This window comes from Pseudomonas azotoformans (assembly GCF_001579805.1).
GTDB lineage: Bacteria > Pseudomonadota > Gammaproteobacteria > Pseudomonadales > Pseudomonadaceae > Aquipseudomonas > Aquipseudomonas azotoformans_A.
On sequence record NZ_CP014546.1, the window covers coordinates 1311075 to 1329934 of the forward strand.

The 18860-nt window shown below is 61.9% G+C and carries 12 protein-coding genes and 1 pseudogene; 11 read left to right on the forward strand and 2 right to left on the reverse strand.

Features of this window, described 5'->3' with window-relative positions:
* Positions 1-18: 18 nt before the first annotated feature.
* Positions 19-528: a type VI secretion system lipoprotein TssJ gene (gene tssJ, locus AYR47_RS06240; RefSeq protein ID WP_061434620.1), complete on the reverse strand. Its 510-nt coding sequence runs from the start codon at positions 526-528 to the stop codon at positions 19-21.
* Positions 529-585: 57 nt separating this feature from the next.
* The gene (tagH, locus tag AYR47_RS06245) at positions 586-1881 is read right to left on the reverse strand and encodes a type VI secretion system-associated FHA domain protein TagH (RefSeq protein ID WP_061434622.1); all 1296 of its coding nucleotides are present in this window, start codon (positions 1879-1881) and stop codon (positions 586-588) included.
* A gap of 394 nt (positions 1882-2275) precedes the next feature.
* Between tagH and tssA the strand changes: the two genes are divergently transcribed.
* The 11 genes and pseudogenes from tssA (at position 2276) to AYR47_RS06300 (ending at position 18854) form a co-directional block, all read left to right on the forward strand.
* Entirely contained in the window at positions 2276-3295 is a 1020-nt protein-coding gene (gene tssA, locus AYR47_RS06250) for a type VI secretion system protein TssA (RefSeq protein WP_061434624.1), read from the forward strand.
* 54 nt (positions 3296-3349) lie between these two features.
* Positions 3350-3856, forward strand: a complete 507-nt coding sequence (gene tssB / locus AYR47_RS06255; RefSeq protein ID WP_010207547.1) for a type VI secretion system contractile sheath small subunit — start codon at positions 3350-3352, stop codon at positions 3854-3856.
* Between the two features lie 2 nt (positions 3857-3858).
* A pseudogene (gene tssC, locus AYR47_RS06260) lies at positions 3859-5356 on the forward strand (type VI secretion system contractile sheath large subunit).
* A gap of 77 nt (positions 5357-5433) precedes the next feature.
* Entirely contained in the window at positions 5434-5922 is a 489-nt protein-coding gene (locus AYR47_RS06265) for an Hcp family type VI secretion system effector (protein ID WP_005792512.1), read from the forward strand.
* A 78-nt stretch (positions 5923-6000) separates the two neighbouring features.
* Entirely contained in the window at positions 6001-6516 is a 516-nt protein-coding gene (gene tssE / locus AYR47_RS06270) for a type VI secretion system baseplate subunit TssE (protein ID WP_005792513.1), read from the forward strand.
* Positions 6513-8372 (forward strand): type VI secretion system baseplate subunit TssF, encoded by a 1860-nt coding sequence (gene tssF / locus AYR47_RS06275; protein ID WP_061434626.1) that lies wholly within the window; start codon positions 6513-6515, stop codon positions 8370-8372. Before tssE ends, tssF begins: the two co-directional genes overlap by 4 nt.
* Complete coding sequence (gene tssG, locus AYR47_RS06280) at positions 8336-9379, forward strand: type VI secretion system baseplate subunit TssG (RefSeq protein WP_061434628.1); 1044 nt, start codon at positions 8336-8338, stop codon at positions 9377-9379. Before tssF ends, tssG begins: the two co-directional genes overlap by 37 nt.
* On the forward strand, positions 9372-12035 hold the full coding sequence (tssH, locus tag AYR47_RS06285) for a type VI secretion system ATPase TssH (RefSeq protein ID WP_061434630.1): 2664 nt from the start codon (positions 9372-9374) through the stop codon (positions 12033-12035). The genes tssG and tssH overlap by 8 nt, the downstream gene beginning before the upstream one ends.
* Before the next feature lie 3 nt (positions 12036-12038).
* Positions 12039-13979 carry a type VI secretion system Vgr family protein gene (locus tag AYR47_RS06290; protein ID WP_061434631.1) on the forward strand — a complete coding sequence of 647 codons (1941 nt, stop codon included), beginning with the start codon at positions 12039-12041 and terminating at the stop codon, positions 13977-13979.
* Between the two features lie 15 nt (positions 13980-13994).
* Complete coding sequence (locus AYR47_RS06295; RefSeq protein WP_061434633.1) at positions 13995-14429, forward strand: DcrB-related protein; 435 nt, start codon at positions 13995-13997, stop codon at positions 14427-14429.
* Positions 14430-14441: 12 nt separating this feature from the next.
* Positions 14442-18854 carry an RHS repeat-associated core domain-containing protein gene (locus tag AYR47_RS06300; protein ID WP_082781469.1) on the forward strand — a complete coding sequence of 1471 codons (4413 nt, stop codon included), beginning with the start codon at positions 14442-14444 and terminating at the stop codon, positions 18852-18854.
* Positions 18855-18860: the final 6 nt, after the last annotated feature.

The following is an 18860-nucleotide window of genomic DNA, read 5'->3' on the forward strand; positions in this document are numbered from 1 at the left end:
GGGGGCTCCGATTGCTTCTTATTGGGCAGGGCTGGATGGGGTGACCACGACGTCGGCGCGCACGGCACGCACATCGAGGCTGATCTGGTATTCGGTGTATTGGCGCGCGGGCACGTTGATCACCGTGCGCCATTGCGCGCGGTCCAGCTCGCGATAGCCCACCAGCAAGCCGATCTGGCGTGTGGACGGGTCGAGGTCGCGCTGGATGCTCAGTTGCTCGCCGGGCTGCACCATCACTTCGTCCTGGTCCAGCAGGTCCAGGCCAAGGGTCGATTGGGCGCGGTCGGCCAGGGCGAAGTAATCGGAACGGGCAAAGGTGGCGGCGTTTTTCAGCTCGAAGATGCGCACCCGCACCGGCGCGGCCTGGCCGTTGGCGCCGGGGTTGAGCCCGTTGATCGCATGAAAGTGCAGCTCGACGGCGGCCGTCTCTGCTTCGGCCTCAGCGCTGGTTTCGGGTTTGGCGGCGTCTTTGGCACACGCCGTCAGCAGCAGCAAGGTGGCGGCTGCGAGTAAAAACCTGGGAATCATCCTGCGTCCTCAATGACGTACTTAGCTATCCGTTGATCCATGTGTTGCGGCGCGGGTTTACCGACGCTGTCGTGCGCTGTGTTCTTCGTAGGCCCGGCTGAATTCACGGCCGAACAGGTCCTGGAAATCTTCCTGGGCCTCGCGGGAAATATTGCTGTAGAGCTCGGTGAACTGCTGCCAGTACTGGGCCTGGCGTGAGCCGTTGAAAATACTCGAGAGCCCGCCGGGCTTGCCCATGCGCTCTTCCAGTTGCGCCGGTTCAAAGCGCGTGAGCAGGTGTTTGATCGCCGCTTCCACGCCGGCCATCACCGCCAGTTGGTGGGCGCGTAGATCGTTGAAACTGTCACGCACGGCGGCATCCGGCGCCATAAACGCCTGGTTGCCGTGGCGAAGCAAAAGCAGTAACGCTTCGTCAGCATTCGGGGCGAATTTCAACGGATTGTTTTCAGCGGGCTGGATCATGGTCTGCTGCATGCGGAACTCGCCCTTGAGGCTGGCGCGGGCACGCAACACGTCGATCAGGCCTTCGACCATCAGGCGATAACTGCGGCCGATGTTTTCCATCTGGGCCTCGGCCTGAGCCTTGTCCAGGCGCAGTTGATCGAGGCCGGCGCCGCGCAGGAAGGCTTGCAGCAGGTCGGGTTGCTGAGTGTCTGTCACAGGCTCGACCGCAGGTGGCGGCGCAATGACCGGTGCGGGCGGTGGCGCGATGGGCGCGGGCGTGTCGCCAAACAGGTCCCAATCTTCGGGAATCACCGAGCCTGAAACCACGGGTTTCTCGACCGCAACCGGCGTCGGTGGCCGGAAGTCATGCTGCTCGGACGGCACGTGGTCCGGCACAGTCGGCGGCGGCACGGCGGTGGGGCTGAGGAAGTCGAACAGGTCCGGCAACGTGTCCATCGACGAAGCGCCCTGGAACTGCGGGGCGATCACCGGCACCGGCGCAGGCTTGCTCGCCACGGCGCCCATCAGCGCTTCAAAGCTGTTCGGTGAGTCGCCGGCAAACGGCTGGCTGTCGATGGCCTGCACGTTGAAGTCGATACGCGCCTGGATCTCGTAATCGCCGATGCGGATCAACTCGCCATCTTGCAACAGCTCGCTATTACCTCTACGCAAACGAATACCGGCGTTAACCAACTCCACTCCGTTTGTACTGTTATCCGTTAGATAATAACGGCCATCTTTGTATTGAATAACGCAATGTTGCGAGGAGACCAGGCGCTCTGGGTCAGGTAATACCCAGTCATTATCGGAACTGCGGCCAATAGCCATCGAGCCCTGATTGATGGACTTTTCGGAGCACTGCCCAGGGGTAATCTTGTGATAACTAGTGATAGTCAAACACAGCGACATCTTGCCTCCTTGCTGATACTTCGCGCGCGGTCGATTCCCAGGACAGCGCCTCCCGGGATATCGCCATCAGGTCGAGCAATCGACCGTCTAAAACCTGCCAATGCCAGCATGATCGCTGATCTTAACTGGGCTCTATGACAAAAATCCTGTCCCGGTGCATCGTTCGACCCACCAGTCGCGCAGGTTGTTAAGCACCGCACATCTGTCACAGAGGGCGAATAGCTTACCTTGACAAGGCGTAAGTACTACACCAAAAATGCACAACTTCTTGAATACCAGTGATGGCACATTAGTGGCATCTTGCTTATATGACCAAGAAAACATGCAAAGTTCCTCGCGTAACTAATGCATGAATTGCCCGCCATCTAACGGGCTGATAGGGAGATCAAATTCAGTGGATGTGCCGTTGCTGCTCACCGCCGTTTCCGCGACTTCGCCGTGTGGCGAAGACATGGAATATGACGTGCAATTTCTGCAATTGGAGCGTGATGCCAAGGGCCAACCCGAGCGCAGCATGGGCGACTCCATCCTGCCCGCTGAACCGCCGGAATGGCGCAGTATCCAGCAGCAAAGCCTCGACTTGCTCGCGCGCAGCAAAGACCTGCGCATCACCCATTTCCTGCTGCAAAGCGCCCTCGCCCTCCAAGGCGTCGCTGGCCTGGCCGAAGCACTGACGCTGATCGACGCGTTGCTGCGCGATTACTGGGCCGACCTGCACCCGCGCCTAGATGCCGACGACGATAACGACCCCACCGTGCGCATCAACGCCCTCACCGGCCTGACCTGCGACACCAACATTCGCTTGCTGCGCGAAAGCATCCTCACGCGTTCGCGCACCTTCGGCCCCGTGAGCCTGCGCGCGGCGCTCAATGCCAGTGGCCTGTTGAGCTTCCCCGACGAGCAACTCGGCGCCCAGCAGCTCAACGCCGCGTTTCTCGACAGCGACCCCGAGCACCTGCAAGCCACCCGCGATGCGCTGATTGCGGCGCGTGCGGCGTGTGAAGCCATCGAACGGCAGGTCAACGATCAGGTCGGTTCCGCCCAAGGCGTGGACCTCAGTGCCTTCAAGCAACCGCTCAAACAAGCGTTGCAGATCCTCAATCAAGCGGTGCCCGGCACCGACAGCAGCAGCGAACCCGAGGCCGTCAGTGACGACAATGCCCCCTCGGCCGACTTCGCCGCTGCGCCCGCAGCACCGCGCCCGGTGGGCGATATCGCCAGCCGCGATGACGTGCTGCGCAGCCTCGACAAGATCCTTGCGTACTACACCCGGTACGAGCCTTCGAGCCCGCTGCCGGTGCTGTTAAACCGGGCCAAGCATCTGGTGCACGCCGACTTCGCGGCCATCGTGCGCAATCTGATTCCCGACGGCATGTCCCAATTTGAAAACCTGCGCGGCCCGGACGGCGAGTAAGCCGCCCGACTGTGCAGTAACAACACCGTCGCTCAAGCGACCAGGAGCAGCAACGTGGCGAAGCAAAGTTCTCAGAAATTCATCGCGCGCAACCGCGCGCCTCGAGTGCAGATCGAGTACGACGTCGAGCTTTACGGCGCCGAGAAAAAGGTCCAGCTGCCCTTCGTGATGGGCGTGATGGCCGACCTCGCCGGCAAGCCCGCCGAGCCTCTGGCGCCGGTGGCCGACCGCAAGTTCCTTGAAGTGGACGTCGACAATTTCGACTCGCGCCTCAAGGCCATGCAGCCGCGTGTGGCGTTCCACGTACCGAACGAACTGACCGGCGAAGGCAACCTGAGCCTGGACATCACCTTCGAAAGCATGGACGACTTCAGCCCGGCCGCCGTGGCCCGCAAGGTCGACTCGCTGAACCAACTGCTCGAAGCCCGCACCCAGCTGGCCAACCTGCTGACCTACATGGACGGCAAGACCGGCGCTGAAGAAATCATCATGAAGGCGATCAAGGACCCGGCACTGCTCCAGGCACTTGCCAGCGCGCCGAAGCCTGCAGGGGATCAGTAATCATGACCGACAATACCGCCCGCGAAGGCAGCCAGATCCTGGGTGCCACCGAAGAAGCCAGCGAGTTCGCCAACCTGCTGCTGCAAGAGTTCAAGCCCAAGACCGAGCGCGCCCGCGAAGCCGTGGAAACCGCCGTGCGCACCCTGGCCGAACAGGCCCTGGCGCAAACCGATCTGGTGTCCAATGACGCGATCAAGTCGATCGAATCGATCATCGCTGCCATCGACGCCAAGCTGACCGCTCAGGTCAACCAGATCATCCATCACCAGGATTTCCAGCAGCTGGAAAGCGCCTGGCGTGGCCTGCACTACCTGGTCAACAACACCGAGAGCGATGAGCAGCTGAAGATCCGCGTGCTCAACATCTCCAAGCCGGACCTGCACAAGACCTTGAAGAAATTCAAGGGCACTGCGTGGGACCAGAGCCCAATCTTCAAGAAGATGTACGAAGAAGAATACGGCCAGTTCGGCGGCGAACCTTACGGCTGCCTGGTGGGCGACTACTACTTCGACCAGTCGCCACCGGACGTGGAATTGCTGGGCGAGCTGTCGAAAGTCTGCGCCGCCATGCACTCCCCGTTCATCGCTGCGGCCCTCGCCGACCGTGATGGGCATGGGCTCGTGGCAAGAACTGTCGAACCCGCGCGACCTGACCAAGATCTTCACCACCCCGGAATACGCCGGCTGGCGTTCCCTGCGTGAATCGGAAGACTCGCGCTACATCGGCCTGACCATGCCGCGTTTCCTGGCACGCCTGCCGTACGGTGCCAAGACCGACCCGGTGGAAGCCTTCGCCTTCGAAGAAAACACCGACGGTGCCGACAGCTCCAAGTACACCTGGGCCAACGCCGCGTACGCGATGGCGGTGAACATCAACCGCTCGTTCAAACACTACGGCTGGTGCTCACGCATCCGTGGCATCGAGTCTGGCGGTGAAGTGGAAAACCTGCCGGCGCACACCTTCCCGACCGATGACGGTGGCGTGGACATGAAGTGCCCGACCGAAATCGCCATCAGCGACCGCCGTGAAGCGGAGCTGGCGAAGAACGGTTTCATGCCGCTGTTGCACAAGAAAAACACTGACTTCGCCGCGTTCATTGGCGCCCAGTCGCTGCAGAAACCGGCCGAATACGATGACCCGGACGCCACCGCCAACGCCAACCTGGCCGCGCGCCTGCCGTACCTGTTCGCCACTTGCCGTTTCGCCCATTACTTGAAGTGCATCGTGCGCGACAAGATCGGTTCCTTCAAAGAGAAGGACGAAATGCAGCGCTGGTTGCAGGACTGGATCCTCAACTACGTGGACGGTGACCCTGCGCACTCCACCGAAACCACCAAGGCCCAGCACCCATTGGCGGCTGCCGAAGTGATCGTGGAAGAAGTCGAAGGCAACCCGGGTTACTACAACTCCAAGTTCTACCTGCGCCCGCACTACCAGCTTGAAGGGCTGACCGTGTCGCTGCGCCTGGTATCGAAGCTGCCTTCGGCGAAAAGCGCGTAAGCATCCTGATCTGAGTGCGCCCGGACAGGGAGCACTCAACACCAAATATCGTGGCTGAGACCACACAGGGAGAAAACATGGCTGTTGATATTTTCATCAAGATCGGCGACATCAAGGGCGAGTCCATGGACAAGGCCCACAAGGACGAAATCGACGTGCTGAACTGGAGCTGGGGCATGGCCCAGTCCGGCAACATGCACGTGGGCGGTGGCGGCGGCGCGGGCAAGGTGAATATCCAGGACCTGTCGCTGACCAAATACGTCGACAAGGCGTCGCCGAACCTGATGATGCACTGCGCCAGCGGCAAACACATCGACAAGGTCAAGCTGACTGTGCGCAAGGCCGGTGGCGAAAGCCAGGTCGAGTACATGGTGATCAACCTGGAAGAAGTGCTGGTGACTTCCCTGAGCACCGGCGGTTCGGGCACCGATGACCGCCTGACCGAGAACGTCACCCTGAACTTCGCCCAAGTGATGGTTGACTACCAGCCGCAGAAAGCCGACGGCACCAAAGATGGCGGCGCGATCAAGTTTGGCTGGAACATCCGTTCCAACACCAAGCGCTGATAGCCCTTGAGGCCGTGGCTTCGCGCCACGGCCACAGCCCACTTGTCCCTCTCACACCCCGTCCGTGGAGCCGCTTTGGTGGTCACTGAAATCGCTTCCCGCGACCGTCTGCAACCGTCCCTGCTGGACCGGCTGACCGACGACGATCCAACCAATCCCAAGGAAAGCGCCGACAAACGCGTGCTGTCCCTGACCCAATTGAAAGCCTCGGTGCTGCGCGACCTGGCGTGGCTGCTCAACACCACGTCGTTGCTCGATGCCGATGCCACGCTGCACACCCCGGCCGGTACGTCGGTGGTCAACTACGGCCTGCCGGCGCTGGCGGGCAACAGTGTTTCCAGTGTGGATATCAAGGCCCTGGAAGCGTTGATCTACCAGGCTATCGCCACCTTTGAACCGCGCATTCTGCGCCACACCCTGCGCGTCAAAGCCCGCGTCGGCCATGGCGAGATGAACCATAACGCGCTGAGTTTCGAGATCGAAGGCGACCTGTGGGCACAGCCGGTGCCGCTGCGCCTGTTGCTGCAGACCGATCTCGACCTGGAATCCGGCCACGTACGCGTGGTCAACGCTGACCAGCGGAGACGCCCATGAACCCGCGCCTGCTGGAGCTGTACAACCAGGAACTGCACCACGTGCGCGAAAGCGCCGCCGAGTTCGCCAAGGAATACCCGAAGATCGCCAGTCGGCTGACCCTGTCCGGTATGGACTGCGCCGACCCGTACGTCGAACGTTTGCTCGAGGGTTTTGCCTACCTCACGGCCCGCGTGCAGCTCAAGCTCGACGCCGAGTACCCGACCTTCACCCACAACCTGCTGGAAATTGCCTACCCGCATTACCTGGCGCCCACGCCATCGATGACCGTGGTGCAATTGCAGACCGACCCGGACGAAGGCTCGTTGGCCAGTGGTTTCCCGCTGCCCCGCGACACCGTTTTGCGGGCCGCGCTGGGCCGCGAAACCCAGACCTGCTGCGAGTACCGCACCGCGCACCCGGTGACGCTGTGGCCGTTGCAGGTGAGCAACGCCGAATACTTCGGCAACCCTGCCGCCGTGTTGGGGCGCCTGGCCGCCAGTGAGCCGAAGGCCAAGGCCGGTCTGCGCCTGACCCTGCGCACCGGCGCCGAATTGCCCTTCATCAGCCTCGACCTGGATAACCTGCCGCTCTACCTCAGCGGTGCCGACGAGCAACCGTTCCGCCTCTACGAGCAACTGCTGGGCAACGCCTGCGCGGTGTTTGCACGCAAGCCGGGTGGCGATTGGGTCGAGCGCCTGCCGCAGGATGCACTGCGCTCCCGTGGTTTTGACGATGCCGACGCCGCCATGCCGGTGGTCGCACGCGCGTTCCAGGGCTATCGCTTGTTGCAGGAATACTTCGCCCTGCCCCACCGTTTCCTGTTCGTCGAGTTCGCCGAGCTGAGCCGTGCGGTCAAGCGCTGCGACGGCCAGGAGCTGGAGCTGATCGTGTTGTTCGACCGTCATGAGCCAAGCCTGGAAGGCAGCGTCGGCGCGGCGCAGTTCCTGCCGTTCTGCACGCCAGCAATCAACCTGTTCCCCAAGCGCGTCGACCGTATCCACTTGTCCGACCGGGTCAACGAACACCATGTGATCGCCGACCGCACGCGGCCGATGGATTTCGAGATTCACTCGTTGAGCGGCATCACCGGCCACGGCACAGGGCCGGAGCAACCGTTTTTGCCGTTCTATGCGGTGCGTGATCCGTCGCGCTATGGCCGCGACCAGGCGTATTACACGGTACGCCGCGAGCCCCGCGTCTTATCCAGCGACCAGCGCCGCAACGGCCCACGCTCCACCTATGTGGGCAGCGAGACCTTTGTCAGCCTGGTGGACAGCCGCCAAGCGCCCTACGGCCATGACCTGCGCCAACTCGGCGTGACGGCGCTGTGCACCAACCGCGACTTGCCCCTGTTCATGAGCATCGGCAACGGCAAGACCGACTTCACCCTGGCCGACAGCGCCCCGGTGCTGTCCGTGCGTTGCGTGGCCGGCCCGAGCCGTCCGCGCGCCAGTCATGCCCATGACGCCAAAGCCTGGCGTTTGATCAGCCAGCTCTCGCTCAACTACCTGTCCCTGAGCGAACAGGGCCAAGGCGCGGCAGCCTTGCGCGAACTGCTGCGCCTGTACGGCGACAGCAACGACGCCGCCCTGCAATTGCAGATTGAAGGCCTGCGCGAGGTCAGCAGCAAAGCCGTGACCCGACGTTTGCCGATGCCCGGCCCGATCGTGTTTGGCCGTGGCCTGGAAATCACCTTGGAATTCGATGAAAACGCGTTTCGCGGCACCGGCGTGTTCCTGCTCGGTGCGGTGCTGGAGCGCTTCCTGGCACGCTACGTGTCAATCAACAGTTTTACCGAGACGGTGATCCGTACCACCGAACGCGGCGAGATCATGCGATGGAAAGCCAAGCCCGGACGGCGTCCGACCCTGTGAACACACTGGATGCGATGCACCGGGAGCCCTGGGAATACGATTTCTTCCAGGCGCTGCGGCGTATCGAGTGCGAATCGCCGGAGCTACCGCGCCTGGGCCATTCCCTGCGTCTAGCGGACGATCCGTTGCGCCTGGGCCAGCAGGCGGATTGCACCTTCGCCCCGGCCACCTTGGCTTCGGTCGATCCCGGTGGCGAGGGCAAGCCGGCGCGGCTAGAGCAATTCTTCTTCGGCCTCGGTGGCCCCAACGGCCCGCTGCCGCTGCACATCACCGAATACGTGCGCGAGCGTCAGCGCAACAACGCCGACAGCACCAGCAAACAGTTCCTGGACGTGTTCCACCACCGCCTGCTCAGCCTGTTCTACCGGGCCTGGGCCGAGGCGCGGCCGACGGTCAGCCACGACCGACCGGATGACGATTACTGGTCCGCGCGCCTCGCTGCTTTGAGTGGACGGGGCATGCCGAGCCTGCTGAATCAGGGCCTCATCCCGGACACTGCGAAACTGCATTACAGCGGCCATCTGTCGGCGCAAACCCGCTATCCAGACGGCCTTAAAGCCATTCTCAGCGAATACTTCGGCCTGCCGGTGGAGATTGAAGAATACGTCGGCCAATGGCTGGAGTTGCCCGAGCGCAGCCGCGTCAGCGTGAGCGCCAACCGCCTGGGCGTGGACTTTTGCCTGGGCAGTTTCGTGTGGGACCGCCAGCACAAATTCCGTATCCGCCTGGGCCCGCTCATGCTGGATGACTACATGGGCATGCTGCCTGGCCACCCGCCATTCAACGAGCTGGTGGCATGGGTGGCCGAGTACCTGGGCCATGAACTGGACTGGGACCTCAACCTGGTTTTGCAACAACCTGAAGTGCCGGCGCTGCAACTCAATGGCCAGTTCCGCCTGGGCTTCAACACCTGGCTCGGCAAGCCCGAGCAAGACGCCAACGACCTAATCCTGGCCCGGCATTACGCCGACCACGCCACCACCTCAAGGAATCCAGAGCATGGGTGAAATCAGTCGCGCCGCACTGTTCGGCAAACTCAACAGCGTGGCCTACAAGGCCATCGAAGCCGCCACCGTGTTCTGCAAACTGCGGGGCAATCCGTATGTGGAACTGGCCCACTGGTTCCACCAGTTGCTGCAACTGCAGGACTCGGACCTGCACCGCATCATCCGTCAGTTCAACGTGGAGCCGGCGCGCCTGGCCCGTGACCTGACAGAAGCGCTGGACCGTTTGCCGCGTGGCTCGACGTCGATCACCGACCTGTCCTCCCATGTGGAAGAGGCCGTGGAACGCGGTTGGGTGTATGGCAGCCTGATGTTTGGTGAAAGCCAGGTGCGCACTGGCTACCTGGTGCTCGGCATCCTGAAGACGCCAAGCCTGCGCCATGCGCTGTTGGGCTTGTCTGCCGAGTTCGACAAGATCAAGGCCGAGGCCCTGAGCGAGCGTTTCGACGAATACGTCGGGGATTCGCCGGAAAACGCCTTGAGCGCCAGCGATGGTTTTAATGCCGGTGCCGTGCCCGGTGAAGCCAGCGGTGCCATGGCGCCGAGCGCGATGGGCAAGCAGGAAGCCCTCAAGCGCTTCACCGTTGACCTGACCGAACAGGCCCGCAGCGGCAAGCTCGACCCGATTGTTGGCCGTGACGAAGAGATCCGCCAACTGGTCGACATCCTTATGCGTCGTCGCCAGAACAACCCGATCCTCACCGGTGAAGCCGGGGTGGGCAAGACCGCCGTGGTCGAAGGTTTCGCCCTGCGCATCGTCGCCGGTGACGTGCCGCCAGCCCTGAAAGACGTGGAACTGCGCAGCCTCGACGTGGGCCTGCTGCAAGCTGGCGCGAGCATGAAAGGCGAGTTCGAACAGCGCCTGCGCCAGGTCATCGAAGACGTGCAGGCGTCGCCCAAGCCGATCATCCTGTTCATCGACGAAGCCCATACGTTGGTAGGCGCCGGCGGCGCTGCCGGCACCGGTGATGCGGCCAACCTGCTCAAGCCTGCATTGGCTCGCGGCACCCTGCGCACCGTGGCCGCGACCACCTGGGCCGAATACAAGAAACACATCGAGAAAGACCCGGCCCTGACCCGTCGCTTCCAGGTGGTACAGGTGGCCGAGCCGTCGGAAGACAAGGCGCTGCTGATGATGCGTGGCGTGGCGTCGACTATGGAGAAACACCACCAGGTGCAGATCCTCGACGAAGCCCTGGAAGCTTCGGTGAAGCTGTCCCACCGCTACATCCCGGCGCGCCAGTTGCCGGACAAATCCGTGAGCCTGCTGGACACCGCCTGCGCCCGCGTCGCCATCAGCCTGCACGCGGTGCCGGCGGAGGTGGACGACAGCCGCCGTCGCATCGAGGCACTGGAAACCGAGCTGCAAATCATCGCCCGTGAGCATGCCATCGGCATTGCGATTGGTGCGCGCCAAACCAACACCGAGGCGCTGTTGAGCGCTGAGCGTGAGCGTCTAGCGACCTTGGAAAGCCGCTGGGCCGAAGAGAAAACGTTGGTGGATGAACTGCTCGCCACCCGTGCAACCTTGCGCGAAAAAGCCGGTGTGGTGGACAGTGGCAACGATGAATTGCGCGCCCAACTGGTCGACCTACAACAACGCCTGAGCGCCCTGCAGGGCGAAACCCCGCTGATCCTGCCGACCGTGGATTACCAGGCCGTGGCCTCGGTGGTCGCTGACTGGACCGGCATCCCAGTGGGCCGCATGGCGCGCAATGAATTGGAGACGGTGCTCAACCTCGACCAGCACCTGAAAAAACGCATTATCGGCCAGGATCATGCCTTACAGATGATCGCCAAGCGCATCCAGACCTCCCGCGCCGGCCTCGACAACCCGAGCAAGCCGATTGGCGTGTTCATGCTGGCCGGCACCTCCGGTGTGGGCAAGACCGAAACCGCCCTGGCCCTGGCCGAAGCCATGTACGGCGGTGAGCAGAACGTCATCACCATCAACATGAGCGAATTCCAGGAAGCCCACACGGTGTCGACCCTCAAAGGCGCACCACCGGGCTATATCGGCTATGGCGAAGGCGGCGTGCTGACCGAAGCCGTACGGCGCAAACCCTACAGCGTGGTGCTGCTGGACGAGGTGGAAAAAGCCCACCCGGACGTGCATGAGATCTTCTTCCAGGTGTTCGACAAGGGCGTGATGGAGGATGGTGAAGGCCGGGTGATCGACTTCAAGAACACCCTGATCCTGCTGACCACCAACGCCGGCACCGAGCTGATTTCCCACGTGAGCAAAGACCCGGCGAACATTCCTGAACCGGAAGAAATCGCCAAGGCCCTGCGCCAGCCGCTGCTGGAAATCTTCCCGCCGGCGCTGCTCGGCCGTCTGGTGACCATCCCTTACTACCCGCTCAGCGACGAGATGCTCAAGGCGATCACCCGCCTGCAACTGGGCCGCATCAAGAAGCGCGTAGAGAGCACGCACAAAGTGGCTTTCGATTACGACGACGCGGTGGTCGACCTGATCGTCTCGCGCTGCACCGAGACCGAAAGCGGCGGGCGCATGATCGACACCATTCTGACCAACAGCCTGCTGCCGGACATGAGCCGTGAGTTCCTCACGCGCATGCTCGAAGGCAAGCCGCTGGCGGGTGTGCGCATCAGCAGCCGGGATAATGAATTGCACTACGACTTCAGCGACGCGGCCTAAACGATGCTATTCAACCAAGCCTCACGCCTGGCCAAAATCACCAGCCCACTCGGGCCGGATGTTCTGCTGCTCAATGAAATGGGCGGCGGCGAGGAGCTGGGCAGGCTGTTCAATTACGAGCTGCAACTGACGTCCCTGGACGCCAACATCGACCTCAACCAGTTGCTCGGCAAACCCATGAGCGTGGGCCTGCAATTGGCGGACGGTGGCGAGCGGCACTTCCACGGCATCGTCGCGCGGTGCAGCCAGAATATCGACCAGGGCCAGTTCGCCAGTTACCAGGTGACGCTGCGTCCTTGGTTTTGGCTGCTCAGCCGCACGTCGGACTGCCGGATTTTCCAGAACCTGAGCATCCCGCAGATCATCAAGCAGGTGTTCCGCGACCTGGGTTTTTCCGACTTCGAAGACGCCCTGAGCCGGCCCTACCGCGAGTGGGAATACTGCGTGCAGTACCGCGAGACCAGCTTTGATTTCGTCAGCCGCTTGATGGAGCAGGAAGGCATCTACTACTTCTTCCGCCATGAGCAAGACCGCCATGTGCTGGTGCTGGCCGATGCCTACGGCGCCCACACCACGGTGCCGGGCTATGCGTCGATCCCGTACTACCCCAAGGACGAGCAGCAGCGCGAACGCGACCATATGCACAACTGGCACCTGGCGCACGAAGTGCAGCCGGGTTCGCTGGAGCTCAACGACTACGACTTCCAGCGCCCCAGCGCCAGCATCGACGTGCGCTCGGCCATGCCGCGCCCGCACACCGCCGGCGACTACCCGCTGTACGACTACCCCGGCACCTACGTGCAAAGCGAAGACGGCGAGCACTACGCGCGCACTCGCATCGAAGCGCTGCAAACCCTGCATGAACAGATCGAGTTCAGCGGCAATGCTCGCGGCCTGGGCTCGGGGCATTTATTCAGCCTGACCGGCTTCAGTCGCCAGGACCAGAACCGTGAATACCTGATCGTCGGCTGTCGCTACTACATCGTCCAGGAAAGCCTGGAAAGCGGCGGTGGGTCGGGTTCAGCACAGTTCGAAAGCAGCCTCACTTGCATCGACGCCCAGCAGAGCTTCCGCCCATTGGCCAACACCCACCGCCCCATTGTCAAAGGCCCGCAGACCGCGCTGGTGGTCGGCCCCAAAGGCGAGGAAATCTGGACCGACCAGTACGGCCGCGTGAAGGTGCACTTCTACTGGGACCGTCACGACCAATCCAACGAGAACAGCTCGTGCTGGATTCGGGTGTCGCAATCCTGGGCCGGCAAGAACTGGGGCTCGATGCAGATTCCACGGATCGGCCAGGAAGTGATCGTGAGCTTTCTTGAGGGTGACCCCGACCGGCCGATCATCACCGGGCGGGTCTACAACGCCGAACAGACCGTGCCTTACGACCTGCCGGAAAACGCGACCCAGAGCGGCATGAAAAGCCGTTCGAGCAAGGGCGGCACACCGGCCAACTTCAATGAAATCCGCATGGAGGACAAGAAGGGTCTGGAGCAGTTGTACATCCATGCCGAGCGCAATCAGGACATCGTGGTCGAGGTGGATGAGAGCCATTCGGTGGGACATGACCGCAACAAGAGTATTGGCCATGACGAGACGGTGACCATCGGCAACAACCGTCTGCGCATCGTCAAGCAGGAAGACATCCTTTCGGTGGGCCAGAGGAAGACCGACAGCATCAGCCAGAGCTATGTCATCGAAGTCGGTGAAAACCTGCGCCTGGTCTGCGGCGAAAGCATCCTGGAGTTGAACGCCAGCGGGCAGATCAACCTCACGGGCGTGCAAATCAGCTTCTATGCCAGCGGCGATGCCGAGTTCAACACCGGCGGCGTGCTGCACCTGAACAACGGCGGCGGCCCCGGCGCGACACCGGACGGCCAGGGCCAGAAAGCCGCCATCGACGCCAATATCAAAGCCGCGTTCCCCGCGCCCAAAAGCTCCTGACGAGACCTGTTTGCCATGACGTACCGGATCAACGAATTCCAGTTTCAACTGCCCGCCAGCGAGCTGCAGGACGCAACAATCAATATCCTCAAGTTTCCTGAATTGGGCACCTCCCTGATCGTCAGCCGCAGCCTGCTCGCCGAGGGTGAAACCCTGCACAGCAACTTCAATGACCAACTCCAGCGCCTGGAAAAACAGGTGCAGGATTTGCGTTATCAGCCGGGCGTGGACGTGCGCCTGGGCGCGGCTCAAGAAGTGGCAGGCATCGAGCTGCGCAGCCAGTTCAACAAGGGCAATGACAAGGTGTTCCAGTACCAGCTGGCTCTGGTGCTGCCGGGTACGCGCAAGATGCTCGCGTTGAGTTATGTGAAGGCAGACAAGCTCGGGGACGCCGAGGCGGCGCACTGGGCGTTGATCAAAAACTCGCTGTCGTTCGACGCTATTTCTTGATGAGTGGCCTGCATGTCTGACGCGTTATGGGCCGCCCGCATGGGCGACGCGCTCTCCCACACCTCGATGATGGCGGACATCCTTGGCGGCGTGCTGGAGGTAGCGGCCAATATCGCGATCACCGCCGTGGCGACCGCTGCCGTGGTTGCCGCCACCGGGATTACCGTCGCGACTGGCGGGCTTGGCTGCTTCCTGCTGGGTGCCGTGGTGGGCACGATTGTCGGCCTGGCCATGAGCAAGACCGGGGCGGACAAGGGCCTGACGAATTTATGCGATACCTTCGCCAACGCACTGTTCCCGCCCACGGTGCAGGCCAATATTCTCACAGGCTCTACGGACACTCTGACCAATTCCATCCCGGCTGCCCGCGCTGCTGGGGCGATCAGCTCCCATGTCGCGCCAGCCGGCACCGAACTGGAAGCGCCCGCACCTGAGCCAGAAGCCAGCTACCTGGACATGGCCGAGAGTTTCTTCTCGCAGATGTGGCGTCCCACGGTCGCGACGCCCGCGCCCGGCGCCGTACCCAAGCCGCTGGACTTGGTGGTGTGCATGAAGCACCCGCCTATGCCGCCGCAGTTCCTGGCTGAGGGCTCGGATAAAGTCACGATCAACGGCCAACCGGCTGTGCGCAGCGGTGATCGCAGCACCTGCGATGCAACGGTGGTGTCGTCCGGCCTGATTTCCTCCAACGTGACCATTGGCGGCGGCTCGGTGGTCGTGCGTGAGATCCGCAGTGGCAAGACGCCGGGCGTGGGGCTGGCGGTCACGGCGCTGTTGATGCTCAAGGGTGGCAAGGGCAAGTTCTTCAGCAAGTTGCCGTGCATGCTGATCGGCGGGGCCACGTCGATGGCCGTCAGCAGCGCGATGGGGGCCGTGGCGAACGCCGCGATGGGCTCGGCGAACCCGGTGCATGCGGCCACAGGCGCAAAGGTGCTGGGCGATGCCGAGGAGCTGGATTTCGTACTGCCCGGCATCTTGCCGATCGACTGGCAGCGCTTCTACAACAGCCGCGATGAGCGCTCGGGCGCAATGTTCGGCGCAGGCTGGAGCGTGCCCTATGAAGTGTGCGTCGAGATCCTGCCCCATCCAGAAGGCGGTGAAACGCTGATTTATACCGACGAGCAAGGTCGGCGTATCGACATGGGCTCGATTCCCTTGGGCGGCGCGGTGTTCAGCGCCGGTGAAGGGCTCGCGGTGCGGCGTCACCTCAATGGACAGTTGCTGATCGAGAGCGATGACGGCCTGTATCGCTTGCTTGAACCCTCCGCCAACCCGTCGCTGCTGCGCCTGACTCAACTGGGCGACCGTAACGACAACCGAATCCATGTCGACTACGACGAAGCCGGTCGCCTGGTGCGGCTGCGTGATACGTTCGATCTCGTGCAGGTTGAGTTGATCCGTGATCAGGGCTTGTTAGCGCGCATCGAACGTTTATACCCCGACCAGCGCCGAGAAGTGCTCGTCAGCTACGGCTTCGACACAGCGGGGAACCTGGCTGAAGTGCGTGATGCAACGGGTCAGGTTCAGCGTCGTTTTGCCTACGACAGCGGTCGCAGGATGGTGGAGCACCAACTGCCGACCGGGCTTCGTTGCTTCTACGAATGGTCTTTGGTTGAAGGTTTGGAATGGCGCGTGGTCCGGCACTGGACCGATGAGGGCGACGCTTACCAGTTCGACTATGACCTACAAGCCGGTATCACGCGGATTACCGACGGCTTGCAGCGTGTCAGCACCCGTCACTGGAACACCCAGCACCAGATCATTCGGTACAGCGACAACCTCGACCACACCTGGCTGTTCGACTGGAACGACGAGCGCCAATTGCTCAGCGCCACCGACCCTCAGGGCGGGCGCTTTGAGTACAGCTACGATGAGGCCGGCAACCTGATCGGCGAAACCGACCCGTTGGGCCGCAGCGATTCGACTTTATGGCTGGAGCATTGGGCGCTACCACTGGTGGAAACCGATGCCGCCGACAACAGCTGGCACTATCGATATGACTCACGCGGCAACTGCATCGCCGAAACCGATCCGCTGGGCTATATCACCCGTTACCGCTACGACGACCACGGCCAGCCCGTGGAAATCATCGACGCCACCGGCAAAAGCAAAAAACTGCGCTGGAACCCGTTCGGACAACTGGTCGAGCACATCGACTGCTCGGGTTACCCCACCCGGTTCAGCTACGACGAGCGCGGTTATCTGCAGGTCATCACCGATGCCCTGGGTGAGCGTACCCAATTCAGCTACGACGCCCAGGGGCGTTTGCTCACAACCCAATTGCCAGACGGCCGTACCGAGCACTATCAGCGTGATGTCAGCGGTCAGCTGGTGGGTTACACCGACCCCGCCGGACACACCACGCTCTATCAACACAACCGCCGTGGACAAGTCCGCCAACGCACCGACGCCCATGGGCGGCAGGTGCAGTTCGGCTATGACAGCTATGGACGGCTGCAAGCGCTGATCAACGAGAACGGCGAGCGGTATCGTTTTGCCTGGGACGCCGGGGATCGGCTGACTGAACAGCAAGACCTCGACGGCAGCGCCAAGCGCTACAGCTATGACCCGCTGGATAACGTCGCGGCGGTGACTGCCGTGCCGGCGCCTTACGGAAATGGTCTGGCCCTGGTGCCCGAAACGCCGCCCGCGCCGATCGTCCATCGATTGCAACGCGATGCGGTGGGCCGGCTGATTGCCAAGACCACCGACGATGGCCGCACCGACTACAGCTACGACGCAGTGGACCAGCTCACGGCGGTCACCTTCACCGATTCGCAGGGCGACGCCCAAGCCCTGGGTTTTGCCTACGACGCCCTCGGCCAACTGCTTTGCGAGCAGAGTTCGGCGGGCAACCTGCAACACCACTACGACGAACTCGGCAACCTGATCCAGACCCAACTGCCGGACGGCCGCTGGCTCAACCGCCTGTATTACGGCAGCGGCCACCTGCACCAGATCAACCTCGACGGCCAGGTCATCAGCGACTTCGAACGCGACCGCCTGCACCGCGAAGTACTGCGCACCCAGGGCCAGCTCACCACCCGTAGCGAATACGACCGCAGTGGCCGCCTGCGTTCGCGCCAACGCCGCTTGGCAAGTCAGCCCTCGTTGATGCCGGCAGCCGCGCAAAAACAGTTCGAATACGACCCCGCCGACAACCTGATCGGCAAACTCGACCAACAACCCGCCGCGCAACACCGCCAACTGCTGCACTACGACGCCACCGGCCGCATCATCGCCAGCCAGGACAGCCTGCACGGCCAGCGCGAAACCTTCGCCTACGACGCCGCCGCCAACCTGCTGGACGGCCCGCAGGCAGGTGCCGGGCTGGTGGTGCATAACAAGCTGCTGACCTATCAGGACAAACGTTATCGCTACGATGCGTTTGGGCGGATGATCGAAAAACGCAGCGCCAAACGGGGCGTGCAGCGGTTTGCCTACGATGCTGAAAGCCGCTTGATTGAAGTGCGTAACGATGACGGCAGCGTCGTGCGAATGACCTACGACCCGCTGGGCCGACGCATCGAAAAAACCGAGCATGGCAGTGACGGGTATCCGCTGGGAGACAAGCAGTTTGTGTGGGATGGACTGCGGTTGTTGCAGGAGCATAAACACAGCCAGACCAGCCTCTATGTTTACGACGATGACGGCTACGAACCGCTGGCTCGCGTCGACGGCATGGGCCCGTTGCAGAAGATTCGCTATTACCACAACGACCTGAACGGGCTGCCGGAACAACTGACCGAGGCCGATGGGCACAGCGTCTGGCAGGCGACTTATCGGGTGTGGGGCAATACGCTGGAGGAAGTGCGCGAGCCTTATTACATTGAAGAGCAGAATCTGCGGTTTCAGGGGCAGTATCTGGATCGGGAGACGGGGCTGCATTTCAATACGTTCAGGTTTTATGATCCGGATGTGGGGCGGTTTACGACGCCGGACCCGATTGGGTTGGCGGGGGGCATCAATCTTTATTTGTATGCCGCCAATCCATATGGATGGGTTGACCCACTGGGCTGGAGCTGTACGTCATCCATAAACCGACGCATTGGACGCCTGAAAAAACAGGGATACCAGGACCACCACATACTGAGCGACAAGCATGCCAGTACAAAAAATCACCCTCTGCTTAAATTGGCAGGATTCGATTTGCAAAGTCGGCAAAATAAAATATTCCTGCCCAACAAGACTCGGGCGATGACTGACGGACGTCGGTCTATTCACCAAGGACGCCATGCAGCTAGGGTCAATCAAAACCTTGGAAGCAAAATGGATCGAGTACAAAAGGTTGGCAAACGTGAAAACTGGGATCAGGCCCAATACCGCAAAGCCCTAGATAAAATCGTGTCCGATGAGCGAAGATTACTCCGCTCTGGCGAGAGACAATTGAATAAAAATGCGCGCCCAGGCGCACATTACAATTAGGATATC

Excerpts from the sequence above, each read along its gene's own strand:
- tssJ (WP_061434620.1), bottom strand. The coding sequence starts at position 528 with ATGATTCCCAGGTTTTTACTCGCAGCCGCCACCTTGCTGCTGCTGACG.
- tssG (WP_061434628.1), top strand. The coding sequence starts at position 8,336 with ATGGAAAGCCAAGCCCGGACGGCGTCCGACCCTGTGAACACACTGGAT.
- AYR47_RS06290 (WP_061434631.1), top strand. The coding sequence starts at position 12,039 with ATGCTATTCAACCAAGCCTCACGCCTGGCCAAAATCACCAGCCCACTC.
- AYR47_RS06295 (WP_061434633.1), top strand. The coding sequence starts at position 13,995 with ATGACGTACCGGATCAACGAATTCCAGTTTCAACTGCCCGCCAGCGAG.
- AYR47_RS06265 (WP_005792512.1), top strand. The coding sequence starts at position 5,434 with ATGGCTGTTGATATTTTCATCAAGATCGGCGACATCAAGGGCGAGTCC.
- AYR47_RS06300 (WP_082781469.1), top strand. The coding sequence starts at position 14,442 with ATGTCTGACGCGTTATGGGCCGCCCGCATGGGCGACGCGCTCTCCCAC.
- tssF (WP_061434626.1), top strand. The coding sequence starts at position 6,513 with ATGAACCCGCGCCTGCTGGAGCTGTACAACCAGGAACTGCACCACGTG.
- tagH (WP_061434622.1), bottom strand. The coding sequence starts at position 1,881 with ATGTCGCTGTGTTTGACTATCACTAGTTATCACAAGATTACCCCTGGG.
- tssH (WP_061434630.1), top strand. The coding sequence starts at position 9,372 with ATGGGTGAAATCAGTCGCGCCGCACTGTTCGGCAAACTCAACAGCGTG.